The organism is Ilumatobacter coccineus YM16-304, from assembly GCF_000348785.1.
In the GTDB taxonomy this organism is placed as follows: Bacteria; Actinomycetota; Acidimicrobiia; order Acidimicrobiales; family Ilumatobacteraceae; genus Ilumatobacter_A; species Ilumatobacter_A coccineus.
Genome location: NC_020520.1, coordinates 612,173 through 636,131 on the forward strand (window position 1 = coordinate 612,173; position 23,959 = coordinate 636,131).

At 67.2% G+C, this 23,959-nt stretch carries 22 protein-coding genes; 13 read left to right on the forward strand and 9 right to left on the reverse strand.

Going from position 1 to position 23,959, the window contains the following annotated elements; genetic code table 11:
- Positions 1–16 precede the first annotated feature (16 nt).
- The 5 genes from YM304_RS02790 to YM304_RS02810 all read left to right on the forward strand — a co-directional run bounded on the left by YM304_RS02790 (position 17) and on the right by YM304_RS02810 (position 7,729).
- Positions 17–1,759 carry an N-acyl-D-amino-acid deacylase family protein gene (locus tag YM304_RS02790; protein WP_015440111.1) on the forward strand — a complete coding sequence of 581 codons (1,743 nt, stop codon included), beginning with the start codon at positions 17–19 and terminating at the stop codon, positions 1,757–1,759.
- Positions 1,756–2,340, forward strand: coding sequence for a TetR/AcrR family transcriptional regulator (locus YM304_RS02795; protein WP_015440112.1), 585 nt, complete (start codon positions 1,756–1,758; stop codon positions 2,338–2,340). Before YM304_RS02790 ends, YM304_RS02795 begins: the two co-directional genes overlap by 4 nt.
- A gap of 140 nt (positions 2,341–2,480) precedes the next feature.
- Positions 2,481–3,839 (forward strand): ABC transporter substrate-binding protein, encoded by a 1,359-nt coding sequence (locus tag YM304_RS02800; RefSeq protein ID WP_015440113.1) that lies wholly within the window; start codon positions 2,481–2,483, stop codon positions 3,837–3,839.
- Between the two features lie 54 nt (positions 3,840–3,893).
- A complete protein-coding gene (locus YM304_RS21835) occupies positions 3,894–7,010 on the forward strand; it encodes a branched-chain amino acid ABC transporter permease/ATP-binding protein (RefSeq protein ID WP_015440114.1) in 3,117 nt (1,038 codons plus the stop codon).
- The gene (locus YM304_RS02810; RefSeq protein ID WP_015440115.1) at positions 7,007–7,729 is read left to right on the forward strand and encodes an ABC transporter ATP-binding protein; all 723 of its coding nucleotides are present in this window, start codon (positions 7,007–7,009) and stop codon (positions 7,727–7,729) included. Before YM304_RS21835 ends, YM304_RS02810 begins: the two co-directional genes overlap by 4 nt.
- A 45-nt stretch (positions 7,730–7,774) precedes the next feature.
- Here the strand turns inward: YM304_RS02810 and YM304_RS02815 are convergent, their stop codons facing one another.
- Together YM304_RS02815 and YM304_RS02820 are read right to left on the reverse strand one after the other, a co-directional pair.
- Positions 7,775–8,578, reverse strand: coding sequence for a polyphosphate polymerase domain-containing protein (locus YM304_RS02815; protein ID WP_015440116.1), 804 nt, complete (start codon positions 8,576–8,578; stop codon positions 7,775–7,777).
- Entirely contained in the window at positions 8,578–9,186 is a 609-nt protein-coding gene (locus tag YM304_RS02820; protein WP_015440117.1) for a DUF4956 domain-containing protein, read from the reverse strand. The genes YM304_RS02815 and YM304_RS02820 overlap by 1 nt, the downstream gene beginning before the upstream one ends.
- A gap of 164 nt (positions 9,187–9,350) precedes the next feature.
- On the opposite strand from YM304_RS02820, the gene YM304_RS02825 reads away from it, so the two are divergent.
- From YM304_RS02825 to YM304_RS02840, 4 genes are all read left to right on the forward strand, one after another.
- Positions 9,351–10,940 carry a CotH kinase family protein gene (locus YM304_RS02825; protein ID WP_015440118.1) on the forward strand — a complete coding sequence of 530 codons (1,590 nt, stop codon included), beginning with the start codon at positions 9,351–9,353 and terminating at the stop codon, positions 10,938–10,940.
- A complete protein-coding gene (locus tag YM304_RS02830; protein ID WP_015440119.1) occupies positions 10,937–11,626 on the forward strand; it encodes a response regulator transcription factor in 690 nt (229 codons plus the stop codon). The genes YM304_RS02825 and YM304_RS02830 overlap by 4 nt, the downstream gene beginning before the upstream one ends.
- Positions 11,623–12,990 (forward strand): sensor histidine kinase, encoded by a 1,368-nt coding sequence (locus YM304_RS02835; RefSeq protein WP_015440120.1) that lies wholly within the window; start codon positions 11,623–11,625, stop codon positions 12,988–12,990. The genes YM304_RS02830 and YM304_RS02835 overlap by 4 nt, the downstream gene beginning before the upstream one ends.
- Positions 12,991–13,144: 154 nt before the next feature.
- Positions 13,145–14,335, forward strand: a complete 1,191-nt coding sequence (locus YM304_RS02840) for a serine hydrolase domain-containing protein (RefSeq protein WP_015440121.1) — start codon at positions 13,145–13,147, stop codon at positions 14,333–14,335.
- A gap of 54 nt (positions 14,336–14,389) precedes the next feature.
- On the opposite strand, the gene YM304_RS02845 is transcribed toward YM304_RS02840, so the two are convergent.
- Positions 14,390–14,926: a TetR/AcrR family transcriptional regulator gene (locus YM304_RS02845; RefSeq protein ID WP_015440122.1), complete on the reverse strand. Its 537-nt coding sequence runs from the start codon at positions 14,924–14,926 to the stop codon at positions 14,390–14,392.
- A gap of 74 nt (positions 14,927–15,000) precedes the next feature.
- Here YM304_RS02845 and YM304_RS02850 point away from each other — a divergent pair, with 74 nt between their 5' ends.
- Positions 15,001–15,873, forward strand: a complete 873-nt coding sequence (locus YM304_RS02850; RefSeq protein ID WP_015440123.1) for an alpha/beta fold hydrolase — start codon at positions 15,001–15,003, stop codon at positions 15,871–15,873.
- 12 nt (positions 15,874–15,885) lie between these two features.
- Here YM304_RS02850 and YM304_RS02855 read toward each other — a convergent pair whose 3' ends face one another.
- The 4 genes from YM304_RS02855 to YM304_RS02865 all read right to left on the reverse strand — a co-directional run bounded on the left by YM304_RS02855 (position 15,886) and on the right by YM304_RS02865 (position 19,165).
- Positions 15,886–16,470, reverse strand: coding sequence for a YdeI/OmpD-associated family protein (locus YM304_RS02855; protein ID WP_015440124.1), 585 nt, complete (start codon positions 16,468–16,470; stop codon positions 15,886–15,888).
- A 196-nt stretch (positions 16,471–16,666) separates the two neighbouring features.
- Entirely contained in the window at positions 16,667–17,884 is a 1,218-nt protein-coding gene (locus YM304_RS02860) for an HNH endonuclease signature motif containing protein (protein ID WP_015440125.1), read from the reverse strand.
- Between the two features lie 63 nt (positions 17,885–17,947).
- On the reverse strand, positions 17,948–18,088 hold the full coding sequence (locus tag YM304_RS24510; protein ID WP_154723282.1) for a hypothetical protein: 141 nt from the start codon (positions 18,086–18,088) through the stop codon (positions 17,948–17,950).
- Between the two features lie 33 nt (positions 18,089–18,121).
- The gene (locus YM304_RS02865) at positions 18,122–19,165 is read right to left on the reverse strand and encodes an adenylate/guanylate cyclase domain-containing protein (protein WP_231897648.1); all 1,044 of its coding nucleotides are present in this window, start codon (positions 19,163–19,165) and stop codon (positions 18,122–18,124) included.
- Between the two features lie 170 nt (positions 19,166–19,335).
- On the opposite strand from YM304_RS02865, the gene YM304_RS02870 reads away from it, so the two are divergent.
- On the forward strand, positions 19,336–20,340 hold the full coding sequence (locus YM304_RS02870; RefSeq protein ID WP_162142023.1) for a diadenylate cyclase: 1,005 nt from the start codon (positions 19,336–19,338) through the stop codon (positions 20,338–20,340).
- A gap of 135 nt (positions 20,341–20,475) precedes the next feature.
- The gene (locus YM304_RS02875) at positions 20,476–20,886 is read left to right on the forward strand and encodes a PaaI family thioesterase (RefSeq protein ID WP_015440128.1); all 411 of its coding nucleotides are present in this window, start codon (positions 20,476–20,478) and stop codon (positions 20,884–20,886) included.
- Positions 20,887–20,963: 77 nt separating this feature from the next.
- On the opposite strand, the gene YM304_RS02880 is transcribed toward YM304_RS02875, so the two are convergent.
- On the reverse strand, positions 20,964–22,748 hold the full coding sequence (locus YM304_RS02880) for a UGSC family (seleno)protein (RefSeq protein ID WP_273701417.1): 1,785 nt from the start codon (positions 22,746–22,748) through the stop codon (positions 20,964–20,966).
- 23 nt (positions 22,749–22,771) lie between these two features.
- Between YM304_RS02880 and YM304_RS02890 the strand changes: the two genes are divergently transcribed.
- On the forward strand, positions 22,772–23,224 hold the full coding sequence (locus YM304_RS02890; RefSeq protein ID WP_015440131.1) for an Lrp/AsnC family transcriptional regulator: 453 nt from the start codon (positions 22,772–22,774) through the stop codon (positions 23,222–23,224).
- A 96-nt stretch (positions 23,225–23,320) separates the two neighbouring features.
- Here YM304_RS02890 and YM304_RS02895 read toward each other — a convergent pair whose 3' ends face one another.
- Positions 23,321–23,782 carry a hypothetical protein gene (locus YM304_RS02895; protein WP_154723283.1) on the reverse strand — a complete coding sequence of 154 codons (462 nt, stop codon included), beginning with the start codon at positions 23,780–23,782 and terminating at the stop codon, positions 23,321–23,323.
- Between the last annotated feature and the right edge of the window lie 177 nt (positions 23,783–23,959).

The following is a 23,959-nucleotide window of genomic DNA, read 5'->3' on the forward strand; positions in this document are numbered from 1 at the left end:
GGAATGGGGGACGAGCATGTCGAATGACTCGTTTGATGTCTTGATCAGCAACGGCTTCATCGTCGACGGCACCGGTGCGCCCGGCTACTACGGCGACGTCGGCATCCGCGGCGGCAAGATTGCCGAGACCGGGCGATTGGCCGGCCGGAGCGCCGCACGCACGATCGACGCAACTGGAAAGATCGTGGCACCGGGCCACGTCACCCAGCACACGCACTACGACGCGGCGCTGTTCTGGGATCCGTACTGCCTCGACTCGGGCGGCAACGGCATCACCACGGTCGTCAATGCCAACTGCGGCTTCGGCTTCGCACCGGTCAAGCCGCAAGACGCCGAACGAACGATGCTGATGATGTCGACGACCGAACAGATTCCCGTTTCTCATCAGAAGTCTGCGATGCCGTGGGACTGGGAGTCGTTCCCTGACTGGATGGATCGTGTGCAGAGTCTGCCGAAGGGTCTGAACGTGCTGACGTACCTGCCGCTCAACCCGCTGCTGATCTACGTGATGGGCGTCGACGCGGCGAAGACCCGAACGCCCGACGAGCAGGAGATGGCCGAGATTCATCGGCTGATCAACGAGGCGATGGACGCCGGTGCGATCGGCATCTCGATGTCGGCGATGGGCGCCGAAGGCAACTCGCACGTCGACTACGACGGAACGAGCATGCCGACCGACTCGATGGACCACGACGCCATCGTCGAGATCTGTCGCGCCGTGGTCGAGCGAGGCGAAGGCGTGATCCAAGTGCTGTCGCAGATCGCGATCTATGGCGACCGCACGATCACCGAGCGCCTCGCCGAGCTGGCACAGGGGTCGGGCGTCCGAGTGATCCACAACGCGTTCCTCACGTCCGATCAACTCGAGTTCATGGTCCCGCAAGACCTGGCCTGGCTGAACGAGCAACGAGCGCTCGGGCGAGACCTCACCGCCGGAGCCCTCGTGAATCGAGGTTGGGTCGAGGTCGGTGTTCGCGAACTCGACACAGCCGGCGGGCAGTTCAAAGGCGTGCGTCGGATCATGGCGTGCGCCGACGACGACGAGATCCGCTCCCTGCTCGGCGACCAGCAGTTCATCGACGAGTTCGCCGCCGAACTCGACGAGGCGACGGCCGCCACGGGTGCGTCGGGCCTTCACGGCCAGACGATCATCGACGTCGGCGGCGTCGCCGAACTCGAGCCGCTCCTCGGCCGCACGCTCGCGGATGTCGCCGGCGAGCGCGAGGTCTCGGTCGTGGCAGTTCTGGCTGATCTCGCCCTGCGCACCGATCTCGATCTCCAGCTGAAATCAGGTCCGATCGGCGCAACCGGGCCCGAGCAGGCGATGTCGTACATGGACCACTGTGCCGTCATCTGCGGTGGCTCCGACGGCGGCGCTCACACCAAGGCGTTCGGCATGGGCCACTACCCGACCGATCTCCTCATCTGGATGGTTCGCGAGCAGGGCCTCCGGACCATCGAAGACATGCACTTCCAGCTCAGCCTGAAGACCGCACGTTCGGTACTCATCCCCGATCGTGGGGCACTGATTCCGGGATACTGGGCCGATGTGTTGGTGTACGACCTCGACGACCTGTTCTTCGACATGAGCCGCTACGACATCGTCCACGACATGCCCAACGGCGACTGGCGACGCCGAGGCAAGGCTGGGGGCTATCGATACATCATCGTCAACGGTGAGGTCACGCACGAGAACGGCGTCAGCAACGGGCAGACACCGGGTCAGGTCGTGCACGTCACCACCGGAGTCGCCGCATGACCTCGCCCGGCGACTCCAACTCGGACGAGCGCGCGAAGATCCTCGACGCAGCCGTCCGTTGCTTCGAGCGGTACGGGCCGCAGCGCACGTCGATGACCGACATCGCCGACGAGGCGGGCATCTCCCGGCGCACGCTGTACCGACAGTTCAACGAACGTCCCGCGCTCATCGCAGAGATCCTCGATCAACGGATCTTCGAATTGCGAAAGGCGGTCGTCAAGCGGCTCGAACGCTTCGATGACCTGGAAGAGGCGCTCGTCGAAGGCTCGCTGTTCTCCGTCGAGGCAGCGGAAGCCGACGAGTTGATGTCGGAGATCGTCGCCCACGAGCACGCCGGCACACCCGGACGATTCCTGCTCCGAACCAACGAGGCCACCACGGCGCGCATGGTCGAGAGTTGGGGTCCGCTCATCGAGCGGGCTCGCGACGCCGGGCGAGTGCGCGACGGACTCTCGAACGAGCGAGCCGTCGAACTCATCATCACGGTGCATGCCGTCGCGTTGCTGCGTGACGACCTGGGCCAGACGGGCCGTCGAGCCCTCTTCCGCGACCTCCTCGTCGCAGCCGTACTCAAGCCGTAGAGATCTCAGATCTCGTCCCCCAGCCGCCTCGCGCTGGCCGGGAGGCACCTCTTGGATGCTGCACGCCCTCGTTGAGGGTCTGCATCGACACGTACCCACATCAATCACGGGCACCGCCCGAACACAACGGAGACCGACTCATGAAACGAACCCTGAAGCACCTCGGCGTCGTGTGCACGCTCGTCATCGCAGCCGCCGCATGCGGCAGCGATGACGACGCGTCGACGAGCGACGACACAGCGGTGGCGACCGATCCCGCCGAGACCGACGCCGAACCGGAAGCAACAGCGACAACCGATGGCGACACCACGTCCGATGACGAAGCGCAATCAGGCGACGAAGCCGCGTCGACCGAAGCAAGCGAATCGACCGACACCGGCGATGGGGACACCGCCGACCTCGCCGGTGACCCGGTGATCGTCGGGTTCATCGGCACAACGGTGGGCGGAAGCTCCTCGTGGGACTCGTCGGGCCTGGCCTTCGACGCTGCGACGGCTGCAGTCAACGACGCCGGCGGCATCGACGGCCGGCCCATCGAGGTGCAGCGCTGCGACGACGGCGGCGACCCGAACGTGGCGGTCGAGTGCATGCAGACCCTCATCGACGACGGGGCGGTCGCGTTCGTCGCCAACTACACCCAGTTCGGTGACGCCGTGAACCCTGAGATCATCGCTGCCGGACACGTCGTCATCGGCGGCTTCTTGTTCACAGGTGGTGACTTCGGCGTGCCGGAGGTGTACGCCACCAACGGCGGGGCCTTCGTCGGTGGGGCCGGACAGTTCTCGGCCTGTGCAGCGGTTGGAGCCACCGGCATCACCGCGGCATACCTCGACGTCCCCGCAGGCCAGCAGGTCCCGGGACTGATCGAAGGCGTTGTCAAGCCGGCATTCCCCGACGTCGAGTTCGTGTCGGCAGAGCCGTTGGCCGTCGACCTGGCCGACTTCGCCCCGGTCGCCGCGAAGATCATCTCCGACGGAGCGGATTGCGTCATGGCGCTGTCGACGACTGCTCAGAACAACCAGCTGGTCCAAGCGCTCCGGGCACAAGGTTTCGACGGACGGATCACCGCGTCGGGCGCCGTGACCACCACGGCGCAAGCCATCGCCGACCTCGGTGCCGACGCCGACAAGATGGTGATCCCGCATCTGTACGACCATCGCTCCACCGGCTGGGACGCATACGTCGCAGCCCTGGCAGCAGTTGCGCCCGAGCAGGTTCCCGACGACATCGGAGCAGGCGCATGGCTGTCGGTCCTGATCGCTGCCGACGTGATCGCCGAGACGGGTGACGACCCTGCAGCGATCACCGCCGGTGTCACCGAGGTCGTGGTCGACTACGACACCGACGGACTCACCGAGGCGCCGCTCGACTGGTCGGTCGATGGCGACAACCCTCTCGGCCTCGTCAACCTCCGCAACGTGAGCTCGGTCCCGAGCGAGATCATCGACGGCGAAGAGGTCATCAGTGACGCCGGATTCGTCAGCCTGTTCGGCGGCTGAGCGCCTCCGCATCAACGCACCGACTCGAGGCGAACTGCCGTCGAAAGGGAAGACATGAACGACTTCATCCAGTTCCTGTTGCTCGGTATGGGCACCGGATCGATCTATGCGCTCGTCGCGCTCGGTCTCGTGCTCGTGTACCGAGGTTCGGGAGTCGTCAACTTCTCGCAGGGAGCGCTCGCTCTCTCGGGGGCGGCCTTCTTCTACGAGGCGCACAAGCACACGCCTGTCGTGGTTGCCATCGTGATCGCCACGATGGGCTGTGCGGTCATCGGTGCCCTGATCCAGCTCCTGGTGATGGGCCCGATGCGCGGGTCATCGCCGCTGGCTCGGCTGATCGCCACGCTCGCGTTGCTGACCGTCGGGCTCGAGACGTGGGACCGCGTCTATCCGAACCCGGTCGCCCCCGTCCAGTTCCTGCCCGATGCGTCGGTCGACCTCGGTGGCGGCATTCTGATACCGCAGAGCCGTCTGCTGTTGCTGCTGATCGTTGTCGCGCTCAGCGTCGGTCTCTGGTTCTTCTTCCGATCGACACGCTTCGGTCTGGCCACCACAGCCGTTGCCGAGAACGAACAGGTCGCCGCCGCGCAAGGGTGGTCGCCCAACCTCATCGCGATGTCGAACTGGGCGCTCGGCGGAGCTCTTGCGGGTCTTGGCGGCGCCCTCCTGTTCGGACTCCTCGGCATCGAACCGGTCGGGCACACCCTGATCGTCATCCCGGCGCTCGCGGCTGCTCTGCTCGGCGGGTTCCGTTCCTACCTCGGCGTCGTCGCAGGTGCGTTGGCGCTCGGCGCTGCGCAGAGTCTCGCACTGCTCTACATCGACGAGACCGGGGTCACGAAGGGGGCGCGATCGGCGATCCCGTTCCTGGCCATCGTGCTCGTCCTGGTGGTGCGCGGTCGTTCGCTGCCGCTGCGAAGTTTCGCCGCCGATCGACTGCCGACACTCGGCACCGGGCGGGTGCGGCCGTGGATGGTCGCTGCTGCCGGTGCGGCGACCATCGCGAGTCTGCACGCGTTCGATGTGTCGTGGTCGCGTTCCGTCATCGTCGGTACCTACTTCGGCATCGTCGCGTTGTCGCTGGTGGTGCTCGTCGGATTCGCCGGCCAACTCAGCCTCGCCCAGTGGGCGGTCGCAGGAATGGGGGCGTTGTTCGCCGGCCGCCTGGCCGCCGACATCTGGGGGCTGCCGACGTGGCTCTCCATCATCGTCGGAGTGGCGCTCACGATCCCGGTCGGCTTGGTGATCTCGCTACCTGCGCTGCGAATACGTGGGGTGAACCTGGCGATCATCACGCTGGCACTCGCTGTCGTGATCGACTCGATGATCCTCACCAACAATCAGTACACGACCGACGGATTCGTGCCCGCGAAGATTCCCGACCCGTCGATCTTCGGGATCGACCTCACGGCGAGGGAGCACCCGGAGCGCTTCGCCACCTTCGGTGTGGTGCTGTTCGTCATCGCCGGCCTGATGATGGCGAATCTTCGTCGCGGGCAGATCGGGCGTCGGATGATCGCGGTGCGTGGCAACGAGAACGCCGCGGCGAGTCTTGGCATCAGCGTGCTGCACGTCAAGGCCTACGCCTTCGCCGTCGCCTCCGGTCTGGCCGCGCTCGGCGGCGCACTCATCGCGTTCTCCAACTCGAATCTGGTGTTCGAGTCGAGCTTCCCCAGAATGCGCAACATCGAGATCGTGCTCTTCTCCGTGCTCGGCGGTGTCGGCTATCTCGGAGGAGCGATCGCCGCTGGTGCCGGTGCGGTCGGAGGCATTGCGGAACATCTCGTCGGTCTCGTCATCGACACGAAGGACTGGTGGAGGTTGATCGCAGCGGTGCTCGTGGTCGCATTCGTGATCTTCCGTCCGAACGGCGGAGCGGCGTACGTCGTGAAGGATTTCGCTGCCATGACCCGTTCGACGATGTCGAAGCTCCTGAACGTTGCGGCACTCGGCTTGGTCATCTCGCTCGTCGCGATCCACACGACGTGGACGCCCGAGGGGCTGAGCGGACCGGACTTCTCGAGGGTCAGCACCGTGCGGTTCGTGCTCGCCTTCGGCGTGTTGGTCGCCGTCATCGGAGCGCGGCGTGAGAAACAGATCGTTCCGGCGGTCGTGACCGCGGTGGTCGGCCTCGCCGGTGTCGCTGCGACCGCGAGCCTCGGCGACGACGTGGAATTGGGCGGCACCTGGCGATGGACCGTCACCGGCTGTGTGGTGGCGGCGTTCGGCGGCGCCATGGTGGTTGCGAAGACCATCGCCGAGCGCGATCGTCCGGACGTGATCCGACTCGATCGATCGGCGTCGGTGACACGGGTGGAGCCGAGAACCCTCACGCTCGACGGTGTGACCGTCGCCTTCGGAAGCGTCGTGGCGCTGTCCGACGCTCGCCTCACCGTGCGGCCGGGAGAAGTGACCGGCCTCATCGGCCCGAACGGCGCCGGCAAGACGACATTGATCGAAGCGGTGACCGGATTCGTCGACGCCAGGGGACGGATCGCGCTCGATGGTGAGGACATCACGCGGTTCTCGCCGACGAAGCGTTCGCGCGTCGGAATCGCTCGATCGTTCCAATCGCTCGAACTCTTCGAGGACATGACGGTGCTCGACAATCTCCGCACGGCAGCCGACGCAGGCAGCAGCACGCCGTACATCACCGATCTCATCTGGCCCCGCTCACCCGAGCTCACCGAATCGGCGATCGCCGCGATCGACGAGTTCGACCTGGCCGACGTGCTGCACGAGAAGCCGAGCGAACTGCCGTATGCGAAGCGTCGGATGGTCGCGATTGCACGAGCGCTCGCCGCCGGACCCTCGGTCATCCTGCTCGACGAGCCGGCGGCCGGACTCGATGCAGCCAGCACCACCGAACTCGAACACCTGATTCGTCGGCTCGCCGACGACTGGGGCATGGCCGTGCTGCTCATCGAGCACGACGTCGGCTTGGTGATGCGTACGTGTGACCGGATCACCGCCCTCAACTTCGGTGCCGTCATCGCTGAGGGCACCCCGGACGAGATCGCCCGGTCGGAAACGGTCATCGCGTCCTACCTCGGTGAGCCGGACGATGGCGAGCCCGACGTCGGCAACCGGCGCGACGAGGAACGGTCCGGCGCTGACGAGCGGTCCGACGACACTGTCGTCGACGCCCAACACGCGGAGGTGATCGCATGAACGATCAGACCGATGTTCTGCTCGCTGCACGCGGCCTGTCTCTCAGCTACGGCACTGTCCCGGCCGTTTCCCAACTCGATCTCGAGGTGCGCGCTGGCGAGGTGGTTGCGTTGATGGGAGCCAACGGAGCGGGGAAGTCGACCACCCTGATGGGCCTCGCGGGGTTGCTCGGGCCTGCCGAGGGGCACGTCGAACTCATGGGCGAGCCGACAACCGAGCCGCTCCACCGACGCGCTCGACGCGGCGTGAGGTACGTATCCGAGGAGCGGTCGGTCATCCGCTCGTTGAGCACGCTCGACAACCTGCGCCTCGGACCCGGTCCGGTCGACGACGCCCTCTCGCTGTTTCCCGAACTCGAGGCGCTGCTCGACCGCCCCGCCGGACTGCTCTCGGGAGGCGAGCAACAGATCGTGACGCTGGCGCGTGCGCTCGCCGGTGACGTGCGTGTTCTGCTGGCCGATGAACTCTCACTCGGGCTGGCCCCGTTGATCGTGCAACGTCTCCTCGGCGCAGCGCGAGATGCCGCTGCTCAGCGCGGGGTCGGCGTGCTCCTGGTCGAACAGCACGCGCACCTCGCCCTCAAACACGCCGATCGGGCGTACGTGTTGCACCGGGGCCAAATCGTCCTGAGCGGCCCTGCCGACGAACTGAGCGACCGCCTCGACGAGATCGAGGCGTCGTACCTCCACGGTGCGATGCCAGCCGCAGCCACGCCGTGACGTCGGCCGGACTCGAGTACGCCCGACGACGTGCCGCAGAGGGCGTCAGCGTGCCGGCTGGCGGCAATCGGTTCCGGCGTCGGTGTGCCAGTGGCGGGCGAGGACGCGGTGCCACTTGTTGGCGGGGAGTTCGGGATGGATCGCGGCGAGGCCGGTGCAGTACTTGCTGATCTTGGTCGGCCGAACGTGGTGGTGCCACAGCCACCGGTCGGCGGCGCTGGGTGTGCCAACCGACTTCGTCTCGACGACGATGGCACCGAGGACGACGCCGTCACCGTGCTCGCCAGCGGTGTCACCCATCTCGTCGGTGCAACGCAGATGCCGATCGAACGTGAGGCGACTCCGGCTGGCGGTGTCGACGATGGTGCTGCGGTCGTACGCGGTGCCGAGCACCGGTCGCAGCGCCGCGGCGAGCTCGGGGCCGCCGGTGGCGTCGGCGACGAACCCGCATCCGTCCGCCGTGATCGTGTCGTGATCGCCGCGGGCGTAGTCGATTCGTGACTTGACGTTGGCGCCGCGCTGGCCCTTCGACTTGACCTCCAGAAAGCACGGCCCGGCGGCGCCGTAACGGCGGCTCCGAACCTTGTGTCGCCGCCGCCGACCCTGCACGGCTGCCCGGTAGAGCGCGAAGTCCTCGGTGTCGAAATAGGTCGAGCGGTACCGGCACGAGCGCTCGCCGTCGATCTCGAGCACGCGAGCGGTCGGCGCCGACGCATCGAGCAGCGCCACGAGGGTGGCCTCGTCGACGAGGTACTTCCGGTCGACTCGGGTCTGGAGTTCGGCGACGTCGTTCGCGTCGCGCAGCGAGATCGGCTCGAACGTGGCGAGCGCCTGGTCGATCGAGTCCATCACAGCCCCAGCGACGTGTCGGCGAACTCGGGATGCCCGGACGGGATGTCGCCCGACCCCTGATCTCTTCGCAGCTTGAAACACACGTCGACCACGGTGGTGTCGTGGACCAGGTCGAGCTTCTTGACTCGGAGGCGAGTGACCTCGGCACCGAGCAGCGACTCGAGATGGGCGACGGCGACCGATTCGTCGGGATACGCCGTGTCGAGCGTGATCGTCTGGTGGCGATGGTTCGTGAACAGCCGAGGATGATCGGCCACGAACAGGATGACCAGGATCGCACCCATGAGCACGGGCGTCACCCACGCCGGCGACACCTTCACGCCGCCGAGCAGCCCGATCGCCAATGCGGTGAAGTAGTAGGCGATCTCGTCCTGGGAGAGCTCCGACGACCGCAGCCGAATGATCGACAACACGCCGAACAGTCCGAGCCCGAGCCCGGCGCTCACCTCTGCCGTTGCGAGCGCAGTGGCGACGGCCATCACCCCGACGTTCAACCCGAGGATCGCCACGACCATGTCGCGTCGGCGATAGCGGGGGAAGTAGAGGCCGAACACCAAGAGGGTGATGGCGACGAGGTCGGCGGTGACGAGTGCTGCTGATGACATGACGCCATCGAAGCGAACGAGTTTGTGAGCTTCGTGTGAATGGTCTTCGGATCTTCCGTGACCGCGATTCACAGAGGACTCACAAGTGGTTCCCACGACGTCCGCAAGATGCGTTGCTTGGGTGGTGACATCACCAGAACGACCCGCCCCGACAGGAGCACCCCATGACCAGCACCTCCAACACCTCCTACATCTCCAACACCTCCGGCACATCATCCGGTCGGCACCACGAACCCGTCCGACCACGCCGGTTCGGCTCCGGGCTCGCGATCACGACCGCCGGTCTGCTCGTGTTCACCGGCTGCGCCACAGGATCGCAAGCGGCGTCACCGGACTCGACGGCCGCCGACACCGACTCCTCGTCGGCGGTGACCTCGGCGACCGACGACGCCCAGTCGAGCAGCGACGTGGCGGCCGGCGAGCTCGACCTCTTCGACAGCACCGTCGTGCACACCATCAGCGTCGACTTCGATCAAGCCGACTACGACGCGATGATCGACACGTTCACGTCGACGGGTGACAAGGAATGGATCTCGGCCACCGTCACCCTCGACGGCGAGGTCTACGAGAACGTCGGGCTCCGCCTGAAGGGCAACTCGTCGCTCTTCGGACTCACCTCGGCGACGTCCGGCAACCCGGAAGACCTGCCGTGGCTGATCCGGCTCAACGAGTTCGTCGATGGCGCCGACCACCAGGACTACGAGGAGATCGTGATCCGGTCGAACTCGACCGAGACCGCGATGAACGAGGCCGTCGCGCAGCAACTCCTCGCGCTCACCGGGCTCGCCGCGCAGCAGCCGATCGCCACGGCGTTCACCGTCAACGGCGGCGAGACCGAACTCCGTCTCGCCGTCGAGCACCCGGACGAAGAGTGGTACGAAGACAACTTCGCCGACGAGGACGGGTTGCTGTACAAGGCCGACAGCGAGGGTGACTACAGCTATCGCGGCGACGATCCCGAGGCGTACGAGGACGTGTTCGACCAGAAGGCCGGCGACGACGACCTCGAACCGTTGATCGACTTCCTCGACTTCATCAACAACGTCGACGACGCCACGTTCGAGGCCGAGTTGAACGACCATCTCGACGTCGAGTCCTTCGCCACCTACCTGGCGTTCCAGGATCTCATCGGCAACTCCGACGACATCGACGGTCGCGGCAACAACTCCTACCTGCAGTACGACACGACCGCCGACCGGTTCACCGTCGTGTCGTGGGACCTCAACCTCGCCTTCGCCACCGCCAACGTCGGCGGAGGCGGCGGAGACTTCGGTGCGGGTGGCGTCGGCGGCCGCGGCGGCTTCCCCGGCGTCCCCGACGGTACGGACGTGCCCGACTTCGGTGAGGACGTGCCCGACCTCGGTGCGGACGGCCGTCCGACCGGCCCGCCACCGGGAGCGCCGGCCGATGCCAGCGTCGACCGACCTGGCCTCGACGAATCTGGCCTCGACGGAACCGTCGTCGACGTCGACGTCGCCGGTGGCGGCCGGCCTGGTGACGTGGGCGGTGTCGGTGGTCCCGGCGGCCAGGCCAACGTGTTGGTCGATCGGTTCATGGCCGTCGACGACTTCGCCGCGCTCTACACCGCAGCGACCGACGAACTCAGGGAGGACCTCTTCGCGAGCGGTACTGTCGACGAGGTGATCGCGAACTGGGCCGACCTCCTGATCATCGACGCCTCCGACCTGGTGTCGGAGGCCACCGTCACCACCGAAGCCGCAGCGCTCATCGCCTACGCCGACAGGGTCCGATGAGCGATCGGCCCCCGAAGATCCTCGTCGTCGACGACGAAGAGAACATCCGGTTCCTCGTCGAGTCGGCGCTCCAACTCGCGGGCATGGAAACCGAGGGGGCCGACGACGGCCGAGCGGCACTGAAGGCGGCCGCCGACGCTCGCCCCGACCTCATCGTGCTCGACGTGATGATGCCCGAACTCGACGGTTTCGAGGTGCTGCAACGTCTCCGCGACAGTGGCGTGCGAACACCGGTGATCTTCTTGACCGCACGCGACTCGACCGACGACCGGGTGCGCGGCCTCACCACCGGGGGCGACGACTACATGGTCAAGCCGTTCGCAGTGGCCGAACTCGTGGCGCGTGTGCAGCTCCGCCTCCAGCAAACCGGGCGCGCCTCGAGCCAGACGGTGCTGCGCTGTGCCGACCTCGAACTCGACGTCGAGGCGCACCGAGTCAGCCGCGGCGGCACCGTCGTCGAGCTGTCGCCGACCGAGTACAAGTTGCTGCACCACCTCCTCGCCAACAGCGGTCGCGTGCTCACCCGCGCGCAACTGCTCGACCACGTGTGGGATTACGACTTCGGCGGCGACTCGTCGGTGGTCGACACCTACATCAGCTATCTGCGACGCAAACTCGACCACGTCGAACCCAAGCTGATCCACACGATTCGCGGCGTCGGGTTCTGCCTGCGAGCCGACGAGTGAAGCTGCGCACACGCGTCCTGTTCGGGTTCGCGATGATCTTCGCCGTGGTGATCGCCGCCGGCGTCTTCACCGTCAACGCGCAACGCAACCAGCTGTACGAACAGATCGACGAGCGGTTGACCAGCACGCCGCTGCCTCCCGACACCCGTGACCGGCCCGTCGGAGGAGCCCCTGGCCGAGGCGGGGCACAACCGCTCGACGACGCGAACGTCTCCGACGTGTACGTCGCCGTCATCACGCCCGACGACACCGTTCACCCGGCCATCGAAGGACAGCTGCTCAGCGATCTTCCCGACGTGCAATCGCTCGTCGACGACCGCCCGACCGACACCACGTTCGTCACGACCGACGGCGTCGCGGGCACGTCGAAATTCCGCGTGCTCTTCATGCCGAGCACCGACACCTCGCTCGCCGCGATCATCGCCGTTCCCGTCGACGATGTCGACGACACCATCCGGCAACTGGCGCTCACCTACCTCGGCGTCGCCGGACTCATCCTGCTGGCGCTGATCCTCATCGCATCGTGGATCAGTCGCTTCGGACTGCGCCCGATCAGCGCGATGACCGATGTCGCAGAGGCGATCTCGTCGGGCGAGCGTGACCGTCGCGCCGAGGTGACCGACCTCTCGACCGAGGCCGGGCGACTCGGCCACGCCTTCAACGTGATGCTCGACGACCGCGACGCCGGCGAGGAACGGCTCCGTCAATTCGTCTCCAACGCGTCGCACGAACTCCGCACACCGCTGACCTCCATCCGCGGGTACCTCGACCTGTACGCGGCCGGCGGCTTCCGCCAGCCCGGAGAACTCGACGACGCGATGCGGCGCCTTCACGTCGAGGCAGAGCGGATGAACCTGTTGGTCGAGGACTTGCTCGTCTTGGCGAAGTTCGACGAGGAGCAACCACTCGACATCGCGTCGGTGCGCGTCGACGACATGGCCCGTGACGTCGTCGCCCTGGCCCTCGCCGGACACCCCGATCGTGAAATCCTCGTCGACGCAACCGACGAGATCGAGGTCGCCGCCGACCGGTTGCGACTGCATCAGGCGCTCGCCGTGCTCGTCGACAACGCGACCCGTCACACACCCGACGACGCCACCATTCGAGTCACCGCGGCCCGCACGCCGAGCCACGTCGAGTTGGCGGTGAGCGACGCAGGGCCTGGGCTCACCCCCGAGGAGGCGGCGGTCGTGTTCGATCGCTTCAGCCGTGGCGACCGCTCGCGCGCTCGTCGCACGGGCGGTTCAGGCCTCGGTCTCTCGATCGCACAGGCGATCGTCCACGCTCACGGTGGCGAGATCGACGTGACATCGGCGCCCGGCGAGGGGGCCACGTTCACGATTCGGTTGCCGCAGCGCGACTGAGCCGGCCGGCTCAGCCAGTCGCCGGGATCGGGGTGCCCCCGGCGCGAGTTGCGATTCGACCCGGGTTCACCCGGGTGATGGCCCGGAGCGGGTGAGGCGCCGCCACCTACGCCGGAGGGAGGATGGCGGCATCCACCCGACGAAAGGACGCCCGATGCCGAACACCACCAACCCGAACACCACCGACCCGAACACCGACCCGAACATCAGCGACCCGAACACCGCCGCCGACAACGACGACGCCGGAGACCCGAGCACTGGATGTTTCGACGACGCCGACGGCGCGAGCGTCGCGCAGCTGCGTGCTGAGATGCAGCGGCTCGCCGATGGGGCGGTCCGCGGTCGTCGGACTCACGGTCTGTCGCTCGGGGTGCAGTCGGACGATGGCGCGACCAACGTTCAGGTCGCCGCCGGAGACGCCGCGACCGACGACAACTATGCGATCGCGAGCATCACCAAGATGTTCACCGCCGCACTCGTGTTGGGGCTGGTCGACGACGGCCGCCTGCGACTCGACGACCGAGTCATCGACCTGCTTCCCGAACTCGACCTGGCCGGTCTCCACCGGCACGATGGCGTCGATCACACCGCCGAACTCGCGGTCCATCACCTGCTCCACCAGACGTCGGGTCTCGCCGATTACTGGAACGGTGGCATCGAGAAGCAGCTCACCCGCGGCGACGATCGTGCGTACTCGGTCCAGGACACGATCGACATCGCACGCGACAACGGCGCCGAGTTCGCACCCGGTGATCGTGGCGGGCGACGTTCGTCGTATTCCGACACCAACTATCAGCTGCTCGCTGCGATCGTCGAGGAGGCGACCGGAGGGTCGTACGCCGATGCCGTGAGCGCTCGGATCACCGAACCGCTCGGCCTGACCGAGACGTACCTGTTCGGGGTCGGAGGTCATCGCCCGGCGCCGGTGGTGCTGCGACAGGGGAAGCAGTCGTTGTCGATCCCACTGGCGCTCGCGTCCGAACGCGGCGCCGGTGCCGTCGTGTCGACGCTCGACGACCAGTTGCGCTTCAGTCGGGCCTGGCACCGCGGCGAGTTGTTCGAGGGTGGAACACGTCGCGCGACGCCGCACTGGAATCGGGTCGTGTTCTTCGCACTCGCGTACGGCCACGGGGTGATGCGCTACAAGCTGCCGCGCTGGATGTCGCGTCGTCCGGTTCCCGAGATGGTCGGCCATTCCGGCACGACCGGCTCGTTCCTGTTCCACATCCCAGCACTGCGATGCCACGTCGCCGGCACCTTCAACCAGTTCGCCGAACCGGCGCGGCCGTTCCGCCTGCTCCCGCGCATCGCGAGTGAGATCGCCGCCGTCCAGCAGGGCCGCTGACATCGGCCGACTGGCCGAGCGACACGTCGCCACAACTGACGGGCGATGGGCCGGTCAGGCAATGCCGATGCGGCGAGCGGCGCGGTCGGCGGACTCGGGGCCGGCGATCTGCCGCAGCAGGAGGAGGCCGTCGATCAGCGCGATCGCCGCCTCGGCTTCGATGCGTTGTTCGTCCGGGTCTCCCCGGATGAACTCAGCGGCCCAGACGATCCACAGTTCGACAAGAGTCGGCACGACCGTGCGATACGGCTCGCGCCCGCTCACGGCGAGGCCATTCGCTTCGAAGAACAGGGCGAAGACGGAATCGGCCTCCGGTGTGGTGACGAGCGGCCACGCTGAGCGCACCAACTCGAGATGATCGGCGGCGGGCTCCGTGAAGGCCTGGGCCAGCGTCTCCTGGAGCTCCGACCCCATCGCGATGATCACCTCGTTGATCAGGTCGATCTTCGACGGGAAGTAGTAGACGATCACCCGATCGCTGATGCCGAGTCGTTTGGCGAGTCGGCCGAACGTGAGTTGGCTCAACCCGTCGTCGTGTGCCGCTGCGAGCGCGCCATCGAGGATCTCGGATCTGGTGTGCTTGTGACCCACAGGGGTTGATTGTAGTGATGACTTCAATTACCGTTTCGTAGTGATCACTACAACTCGATGATGGAGTGTGCCCGATGGCGACCTTGACGCAAGCAGCAGCATCCGATCTGTTCCGACGCGAACCCGACCGGTTCCTCGACGTCGGCGCCGGCGAGGTCGCCCATCGATGCGTCGGCACCGGCCCCGACGTGTTGTTCGTCCACGGTTGGCCCGTCAGCGGCGCCACGTTCCGCTTGCTGCTCCCGCACCTGGTCGACCACGTGACCTGTCATGTCATCGACTTCCCGTCCGCCGGCTCGAGCCGGTTCGACGCGAACACACCCATGTCGATCGACCAACACGTCGAGACCGTTCGGCGAGTCGTCGACCTTCTCGGGCTCGACGACGTCGCCGTGGTCGGGCACGACAGCGGGGGTCTGATCGCTCGCCACGCCATGGCGGGTGACCCTCGTCTGCGGGCGATGGGTCTGATCAACACCGAGCCGCCCGACCCGAGTTGGCGCTTCCGCTCGTTCATCGCCGCTCGCCGTCTCCCTGGCTTCAGCGCAGGTCTCGGTTGGGTTGCCGGCACGCCCCGCGTGCGGCGGCTCAAGATGGTGCTCGGCGACGCGTTCGTCGACCGGAGCCTGCTCGACGGTGAAGCCGACGAGTTCTACTTCCAACCGCTGCACAACAGTGCGAAGCACCGAGACGCCGCCACCAGACTGCTCCGCAGCCTCGACATGGAGATGATCACCGGCCTCCCCGATGTGCACCGGCGCATCGACGTGCCGGTCCGGCTCGTGTGGGGTGATCAGGACCCCTTCTTCCCCGTCGAGCGAGCGGAGGCGATGGTCGAGACGTTCCCCGACGCAACCATCGAGATCATCGAGGGTGCCGGACTGTTCTCCCACGAGGAGCGCCCGGCCGAGGTCGCCGCCGCACTGTTGCCCACTCTCGCGAACTGAGTCGGGACGCGGCTATCGGTCGCGCAGTCCTTTGCCGGCGAGGATGCGGTCGACGACCTTGTCGATCCGGCTGTGGCGTGTCGTCGACTGCTTGGCGCTCGAGATGTGAAGGTTGTACTCGCGCTGGCGGCCGGGGGTGAGGCCATCGAACGCCTCGGCGAGGTCGACATCAGCAGCCAACCGCTCCTGGAGTTCGGGTGCGAGTTCTTCGGCGGGTCGCGGTGGGAGTTCGGTGCCGGCTCGCGCGTGATGGATCGCGTCGGCGACGTACGACGGAATCGTGTCGCCGACCGCCTCGACCTCGGCGACCGACGTGAACTTCATCCGCTTCGGGCCGTGCGTGTTCGGACCCTGCGCGTGGAGCAGGTTCGCAGGGTCGTCGAGCAGGACTCCTTGGAAGAACATCAGGGCCAGGTGGTCGGAGAACTCTTGGAGCAGCGCGACGTTGACGTCGTCGTCGATGCGGTAGCACGGCTTGCCCCACTTGATCGTCTCGTCGAGACCGCACCCCAGCAGGATCGGGCGGATGGCGGCGATCTCGTCGGGCCACCGCTCGCTGTCGGCGAGGTAGGCGTCGACATCTGGGTAGTCGTTCATCGTCATGTCCTCCGAGCTTCGGTCGATGTTGCTGCCGTCGATGTACGTTCCGGCAGACACTATGTGGCTGGCGTGGGGCAGCCGCGAGCGCGGCAACACGCGGCGGAGCGCTTGGGCGGGTGCGGGCGCCACTCGGCAACGGCGGGCTGCCGCACCGCTGACGGTCGATGATGTGACTCCTCGGTTCGCGCCCGCGCTACGCGGCGCTGCGTCTCGGCGGGCCCGCCCGTAGGACGGTGCCGTCGGGGATGCGGATCGACAGCTCGCGGTTCGGGCCGAGCGACACGTCCCACACGTTGTCGTGCAACAGCGTGTGATGGTGCTGGCAGATCGGCAGCAGATTGTCGAGATCGGTTCGGCCACCGTTGCTCCACCAGACGACGTGATGCAACCGGCAGCGGTCGTAGTGCACGGCGCAGCCCGGCACCGCGCACGTGGCGTACAGACCCTGCAACGCCCGGCGTTGTGCACGGTTGGCGAGGCGGGAGGTGCGGCCGAGATCGAGCCGACCCGGTGCGTGCAGCACGACGCCGTTGGCCACGATCACGGCGTCGGGATCCGACCGGCCGAGCACACCGTCGAGCACCGACAGCGGCAACTCGACGGGAATGCCCCAATCGAGCACCGGGCCACCAGCGCCGTTGGTCTGCGTCGCGTCGATCACCACCACCGGTGGGCCCGAAGCCGAGCCGCTGGCGCCGTCGCCGATGACGAGCTCGGCGAGTGCGAGCGCTTCGAGATGCTGCGTGCGTTCGAGTGCATCGACCGGCGCGGTGGCGGGAACGTCGTGCGCGAACATCGAACGCGTGGCTGTTCTGATTCGACGAGCGAGCTCTCTCCCGAGGTCGGGATCGAAGCGACCCTTGAGATTGAACATGCCGTCGTCGTCGGTCCATGTGCGCAGGCGAGTCGCTCGTCGTTGCCGCTCGAGGCGTGCCTCACCGTCGGCTGCGGCGAGTGCCTTGGCGGCGCGCTTGAGGAACGCGTCGAACTCGGCGATCGATCGCTGCGAGGCGGCGGTGGCGAGTGCCTCGTCGTCACCGAGCAGGCTCGCGGTGGCCGCCTCGTCGAGGTCACGGGTGGCTCGGGTCAACGCATCGACGTGGCCGGCGGTGATGACGCCATCGGACAGCGCGTCGGCCATCGCTGCGGCCGAGTCGAGGGTGTCGGCACGTTCACGTTCTCTGCTCGCCGCGCCGAGGGTGCAGCCCGACGTGTCGGCGATCGCTGCCTCCGGGAACGACGTCGGGTGCTGGGCGAGCGCCCGGACGAGTTCGGCTCGCTGCGCGGCGATGAACGACTGCACTTCGACCGTGGCCTTGAGCGCTGCTTCGAGTTCGGCCGGTGCGGCATCGGGCGAGCCGGTGGTGGCGACCACCCGTTCCAGACGCTCGACCGCTGCTCGCAGCTTCATGATCCCAGTATGACGCAAGGGTGTCACAGAGTTGAGGGGGCGAAGTCGAGGGTCTCGGCGTGGTCAGAAGTACTGGTCTCGCCACTCGCGGCTGGCGCGCTCGATGTCGGGGAGGAGTGCGCGGACGGCGTGGCCGTCTCGCTGTGCTTGCAGCGCTTCCTCGTGCAGGCCGCCGTCGAAGAGGATGGTGCCGATGCGCGACACATCGTTCGTCGGACGCCTCGGGAAGCGCCCTTCTCACCCTGGCCCGCCGGTGGCCACCACGTCGAGCGCCCGCTCTGCCGTCGCTCGCAACGCCGTCGTGTCGTCGCCGGTGTCGAGGGAGTACACCTGCGTCGTGCTGCCGAGTCCGATGTCGAACGCGCCGACGTCGGTGATGCTCCACTGCTGCTTCGCCGCCCGCTTCACCGCCTCGGTCATCAGCACCGGCGTGTCGAGCGTGCGGGTCAACGCCTCGAGGCGCGCCGCGGTGTTCACCGGCTCGCCGATGATCGTGTAGTCCATCTTCACCGACGACCCCATCGACCCTTCGAGCACCGGGCCGAGCGCGAGTCCGAAGCCGCTGTACAACAACCGAAGTGGACTGTGCGGCGGAACGTCGTCGCGCGCCTTCTTCAGCCCGAGGAGGATGTCGGCACAACTCTGGATGGCGCTGTCGGTGAGGTCGGGGTCGAAGTAGGCCATGACGCCGTCGCCGAGGAGCTTCGTCACCTCGCCGCCGCGCCGGGCGATACCGGTGCAGCAGATCTCGAAATAGGCCGAGACGAGTTGTGACACGTCGTCGATCGGCAGCCGATCGCTGATCGCCGAGAACGCGACCATGTCGGTGAACATCACCAGGCGATCAGCCTTGTGGAGCGGCACGTCGAGCGGGTTGAGGCCCTGACGCAGAATCCGTGACACGGCAGGCTGGGTGTAGCGCTCGATGATGTGCTGCGCCTCACCCATTCGCCCGAGCAGGAGCTTCATCGGGCCGACGACATCACCGTCGAGATGGTCGAGATCGAGCACGTTCATCGACCAGTCCGGGAACAGCCGCTCGGCGATGCCGTGCTCGGTTCGGAGACAGATGATGTCGGTGTGGCGATCGTCGCCCAGGACGCGACGGTAGAGATCGTCGATCGCCCACTCGTCGCCCTCGATGATCTGGAAGAAGACATCGCCCAGGGTCAACAGCACACCGCTGATTCCGTCGGCGGCATTCCGTCGCGACGAATCGATGCCGATCTGATCGATCTCGCTGCGGTCGAGCGGTCGGGCGAAGGCGCTCATGTAGGTCATCCGCTTCACTGCCGCCACCTCCTTCGGTCACCGATCAGGTCGAAGCTAGTGCCTCACCTCTCGCTGACTTCGAGCAGCGGGATCACGGTGTGGCAGTGGTGTCCGACACGTCGAGTCGGATTCGGTCGATGTGCGGTCGCCGGACGCCAGGCCCGCAGTACGGTCGGCTCGTGACACGATGGGATGCCCACGAGCTGCCCGTCCTTCCCGGACGGCTGCAACGCCTCGCCGACGAGCTGAACGAAGAGGCCTTGCCCGCCCTCGACGGAGCGTCCGATCCGGTCATCGCACTCGTCGAGCTGGCATACGCCCTTCGGCCACACCTGCACGAAGGACGCGTCCCGTCGTACGGCGTGCTGCTCCCTCCCGGCCCGATCGCCGACGTCGTCTCGGCATCGGCGGCACTCCACACCTCGGTCGATCTCATCGGAGCTCACGACCTCGATCTGAAGTTCGCTCGCCGCTTCGCCGATGGGGTGACGTCGTTCGGCGTCAGGACCGACGACGCCGTCGACCAGCTCGCATGTTTCGATCGGAACATGTCCGACGAACACGACCTGGTCGGGCTGCAGGCAGCGATCGGCGGGCTCATCATCCAGCGCCACCCGGCCGGTGAGGTTCGGGTCTTCGGGCCGGCCGGCGTGGTCAGGTGGAACGGAACCGGATGGCACCACGACGTTCCGATGAACGCCTGGATCGCGCGCCTCTCGACCGTCGCTCCCGACCTCCCGGTCGGTGGGGTGCGCCCACTCCTGCGCTTCGCGATCCACAAGCTCGGCGGGCATCGCATCGGGGCGACGCTGATCTGGCGGCCGACTCCACACGCCGTGCCGCCGCATCGACACGAATCGCTCATCCACAACGCACCGCCGCTCCGAGTCGGCAAGGTCGGAGAAGAGGCCGCACTCGCGCACGCGCTCTCCCAGACCGACGGCGCAGCGGTGTTCGACGGCACGGCCACGCTGACCGCGCTCGGAATCCGGCTCGCCCCGTCGTCGGTCGCCGAGCAGTCGATCAGCCCGATCGGGGGCATGCGTCACACGTCCGCGCTCCGCTACTCGCACGACGACCCTCACTCGATCGTGATCGTGGTGTCGGAGTCGGGGCCGGTGACGCTCATGCACGCCGGCCGGGCAATTACCGAAGCCGACCCCGCCGACGAGACCATCGGCTGATCCGCCACACGGGTCGGCTGCACGGCCGACGACACGACGTGGCCAGCACGGGCCACGAGGCCTGGACAGGCGTGCCCGGCATCTCTAGCGTCGATGGGTGACCGGGCGATCGGCTCGGAACGAGACGGAGGACCCATGACCGAGAGCACCGATGCGACCAGCTTCATCCGCAGCGCGATGCCACTGTGCGACACGCTCGGCATCTCCGCGATGGCCATGACGCCAGAGCGCGTCGAACTCACCATGGACTGGACGGACGCGCTCTGCACGAGCGGCGGCCTCCTGCACGGTGGCGCGCTCATGGCGCTCGCCGACTCGGCGGGTGGAGCGTCGGCGTTCCTCAATCTCCCCGAGGGAGCCACGGGCACCTCGACCATCGAATCGAAGACCAACTTCCTCGGCGGCGTCACCGAGGGCTCGGTCGTGGCGACAGCGACGCCGCTCCACGTCGGGTCGACCACGATCGTCGTCGAGACCGAGATCCGCCACGAGCAACGACTCGTCGCCAAGGTGACCCAGACCCAGGCGGTCCTGCGGCCGCGCTGACGACGCGCCAGGGCCCGCGAGTCGCGTCGAGGCCGACGCGACTCGGCACGACGCGACCTCCTCGGCTTCGGACGCCGTCAGAAGATGCCGCAGACGAGGTCGGTCGAGGTCGACCGGTCGATCGTGCGGGCCGTCCAGTCGCCGTGCGGCCCGTCGTTGCTCAACACGTACGCGTTGGTCCGCGTCGGATCGCCAGCGACTGCGATGGCGAACTTCGACGGGTCGGTCACGATCGGAACCAGGCGGTCCGGGTCGCCCGACTCGGCGAACACGGCGGGCACGTGGCCGGCATCGGCCAACTCGACGAGCGTGCGGCGCCCCGAGGTGAGGTTGCTCCACTCGCCGATCAGCTTCTCGAAACGCCACGCCGGGATGCGCGCGTGCTCGAACAGTGCGGCGCGCACGTCGTTCTTCGACCATCCGGCGGCGGCGAACATGCGAGCGATGATCGGCGACACGACGAGCAGCGGTCGATACTGGGCCTGGCCCAACCCGTACACGTGGGTGAGATCCCATCCGCTGATCCGCGCCAGCCCGTCGGCGAGGTAGGGGACCACCTCGTCGGGGGACGAGCCGAAGACGCTGCCGACGATCGCCCCCGAGTTGAAGCGCGCCATCGTCAGCACGTCGTCGGTGCGGTCGAAACCGAAGTCGGCCGCGAGCGGTCCCCAGCCGATCTCGGCGAGGGCGTCCATGTCTTCGGCGAGGACGACGCGGGCCGAGTTGCCGAACGTCGCCTTGTCGTGTTCGTCGGGAGTGAAGCCGAATACGTTGCGCAGGAACAACCGCAACCAACGACCGACCGTGGTGTTCGCGTGGTGCCCGTCGCGCAGCGCACCTTGGCCGTGGTTGAAGCCGAGGTCGTTCACCGACGGACCCGACACGATCATCAACGCGTCGGCGCCCGTCGTGTTGCCCGAGTGCTCTGCTCCGTAGCGCGGATCGAGCAGGATCTGTGCCGCGGAGATGAGGACCGGGAGGTGTGCCGGCTCGCACCCGGCCATCACCGCGTTCACCGCGATCGACCAGATCGTCACGTCGCGACCCGACGACGGGGCGATGCCGAGTCGCTTCCACGGGTCGTGCGCCGTGACCGCGATGAAGTCGTCGACGCGCTCGCGGGTCGGCGGGATGAAGGGCATGCCATCGCACCAGCCGTGCGCGAGGTACGTCCGATAGATCTCGTCGATCGTCCCCGACGCGGCGACGTCGAGCGCGCTCGGCTCGGCAACCTCGGCGTCGCCGACCGCGACGGGTTCGGTCAGGCCGGCGACGATCCGATCGACGGCGATCTCGCGCACGTTGGCGAGCAGTACGTCGCTCGACTGCGCGTCGACGTGGCCGGGGAGCACGGCGAGCGGCAAGCCGTCGAAGCCGTGCCCGCGACCGGTCGCGGCGGCCTGGGTGACGAAGCCTTCGCACACGATCGACACCGAGGGAATGCCGGCTGCTTCAGCTGCGATGGATGCCCGCATCACGGCGGGCGTACAGCTGCCTCAACACCCCATGGCGGAGACGACGGCATCGATGTGTCGATGCGTCAACCCCTCCGCGAGCCCGGCGACCATCTCCTTCTCGTCGGCACCGTGCGTGTTGCCGAACTCGTCGTAGCCGACGATGTCGACGGTCGGGAAGCGGCGCCGCAGTTCGGCCTCGACCTCCGGAAAGACCTCGTCGCCACGGAACAGGAAGTCCCACAGGAACGCGACACGCTTGCCGTCGAGCGTGTCGAGGCGAGGAGCGAGCGCTGTCTGCTGCACACCTCGGGGGGACTTCGGCCAGACCACGTCGTACGTCGACTCCATGCGGCCCACTCTTGCACGACGGACCTGGTAGCCGCTGGCGTAGTTCGCGCCGATCACGGCTGATCGTAGAATCGACGGTCATGGATGACGTCGATCGTGCAATTCTCCACCAACTGCAGGTCAACGGTCGAATCGCCAACAACGAGCTGGCGGCGATCGTCGGACTGAGTCCGTCGTCGTGCCTCCGACGCGTTCGCAACCTCGAGGCGACGGGCCTCATCACGGGCTACGTCGCGCTGCTCGATCGCGATGCGGTCGGTAGCGGCTACGAGGCGCTCGTGTGGGTGACGCTGCGCGAGGTCACCCGCACCACGATGCTCGACTTCGAAGCAGCGATCGCCGACGCTCCCAACATCACCGAGGCCAGCAGGATGATGGGCCAGCCCGATTACCTCCTCCGCGTCGTCGCCGCCGACGCCGTTGCGTTCGAGACGCTGTACATGGACGTGCTCGCCACGCTGCCGCACGTCCAACAACTCACCTCGCAACTCGCGATGAAGGTCGTGAAGCGCTCGACCGCCCTGCCCCTCTGAACGGGCCGGCTCGCGGAACGGCGCCGTTCACGAGGAACGACGCCGCCACCGGTCGGGAGATGGGGGAGGAGGGTAAGGATCGCGGACGCTGTCGGATCAGCTCTCGGTCTCGTCGCCGACCACACGGTCGAGCGCGCGGTCTTCGGCCCGGTCGAGACGTTCCTGAGCCTCCTCGGCGGTGAGGTCACCGGCGGCCACCTTCGCATCGAGTCGCTCGGCCTTCCCGTCGACGATGGCGTCGACGACCGCATCGATCTCGACGCCCTGCGCCGCGGCGATGTCGGCGATCGACATCCCCGACTCCTGAGCGACGCTCAGTTCGTCGGTGGTGATGCCGAGCGCTTCTGCCACGGCATCGTCGTTGCAGCCGCGCCCGTCGCGCTGCTCGCCGTCGGTGTCGTCGACCGTCACGTCGTCGAGCGTCTGCAGCCCGACCGGCTCCGTCGAGGTGTCGGCGATGCCGTCATCGCTGGCCTGGGCCACGACGCTGCCGACGCTCACGGCGCCACCGGCGACGATCGCTGCGGTCAGCACTGCACGGGTGAGGTTCTTGTTCATGGTGTTCCCTTTCGGTTGGATCGAGCCGGAGTCTCCGGCGATGTCGTTGTCGACATCCACCACGCTCGTGTCACCGGGTAAAGCGACGTGTCGCAGCGTCGAAAGAGAAACAAAGGATCGAGAGACGTGGCGGGACCATGTCGGGCACGCGCCATTGCCGTCGAGGCCGAGAACTCG

Bases quoted from the DNA above. Each gene is read 5' to 3' on its own strand.
- YM304_RS02790 (WP_015440111.1), top strand. From the start codon at position 17: ATGTCGAATGACTCGTTTGATGTCTTGATCAGCAACGGCTTCATCGTC.
- YM304_RS02795 (WP_015440112.1), top strand. From the start codon at position 1,756: ATGACCTCGCCCGGCGACTCCAACTCGGACGAGCGCGCGAAGATCCTC.
- YM304_RS02800 (WP_015440113.1), top strand. From the start codon at position 2,481: ATGAAACGAACCCTGAAGCACCTCGGCGTCGTGTGCACGCTCGTCATC.
- YM304_RS21835 (WP_015440114.1), top strand. From the start codon at position 3,894: ATGAACGACTTCATCCAGTTCCTGTTGCTCGGTATGGGCACCGGATCG.
- YM304_RS02810 (WP_015440115.1), top strand. From the start codon at position 7,007: ATGAACGATCAGACCGATGTTCTGCTCGCTGCACGCGGCCTGTCTCTC.
- YM304_RS02815 (WP_015440116.1), bottom strand. From the start codon at position 8,578: ATGGACTCGATCGACCAGGCGCTCGCCACGTTCGAGCCGATCTCGCTG.
- YM304_RS02820 (WP_015440117.1), bottom strand. From the start codon at position 9,186: ATGTCATCAGCAGCACTCGTCACCGCCGACCTCGTCGCCATCACCCTC.
- YM304_RS02825 (WP_015440118.1), top strand. From the start codon at position 9,351: ATGACCAGCACCTCCAACACCTCCTACATCTCCAACACCTCCGGCACA.
- YM304_RS02830 (WP_015440119.1), top strand. From the start codon at position 10,937: ATGAGCGATCGGCCCCCGAAGATCCTCGTCGTCGACGACGAAGAGAAC.
- YM304_RS02840 (WP_015440121.1), top strand. From the start codon at position 13,145: ATGCCGAACACCACCAACCCGAACACCACCGACCCGAACACCGACCCG.
- YM304_RS02850 (WP_015440123.1), top strand. From the start codon at position 15,001: ATGGCGACCTTGACGCAAGCAGCAGCATCCGATCTGTTCCGACGCGAA.
- YM304_RS02855 (WP_015440124.1), bottom strand. From the start codon at position 16,470: ATGAACGACTACCCAGATGTCGACGCCTACCTCGCCGACAGCGAGCGG.
- YM304_RS02860 (WP_015440125.1), bottom strand. From the start codon at position 17,884: ATGAAGCTGCGAGCAGCGGTCGAGCGTCTGGAACGGGTGGTCGCCACC.
- YM304_RS02865 (WP_231897648.1), bottom strand. From the start codon at position 19,165: ATGACCTACATGAGCGCCTTCGCCCGACCGCTCGACCGCAGCGAGATC.
- YM304_RS02875 (WP_015440128.1), top strand. From the start codon at position 20,476: ATGACCGAGAGCACCGATGCGACCAGCTTCATCCGCAGCGCGATGCCA.
- YM304_RS02890 (WP_015440131.1), top strand. From the start codon at position 22,772: ATGGATGACGTCGATCGTGCAATTCTCCACCAACTGCAGGTCAACGGT.
- YM304_RS02895 (WP_154723283.1), bottom strand. From the start codon at position 23,782: ATGAACAAGAACCTCACCCGTGCAGTGCTGACCGCAGCGATCGTCGCC.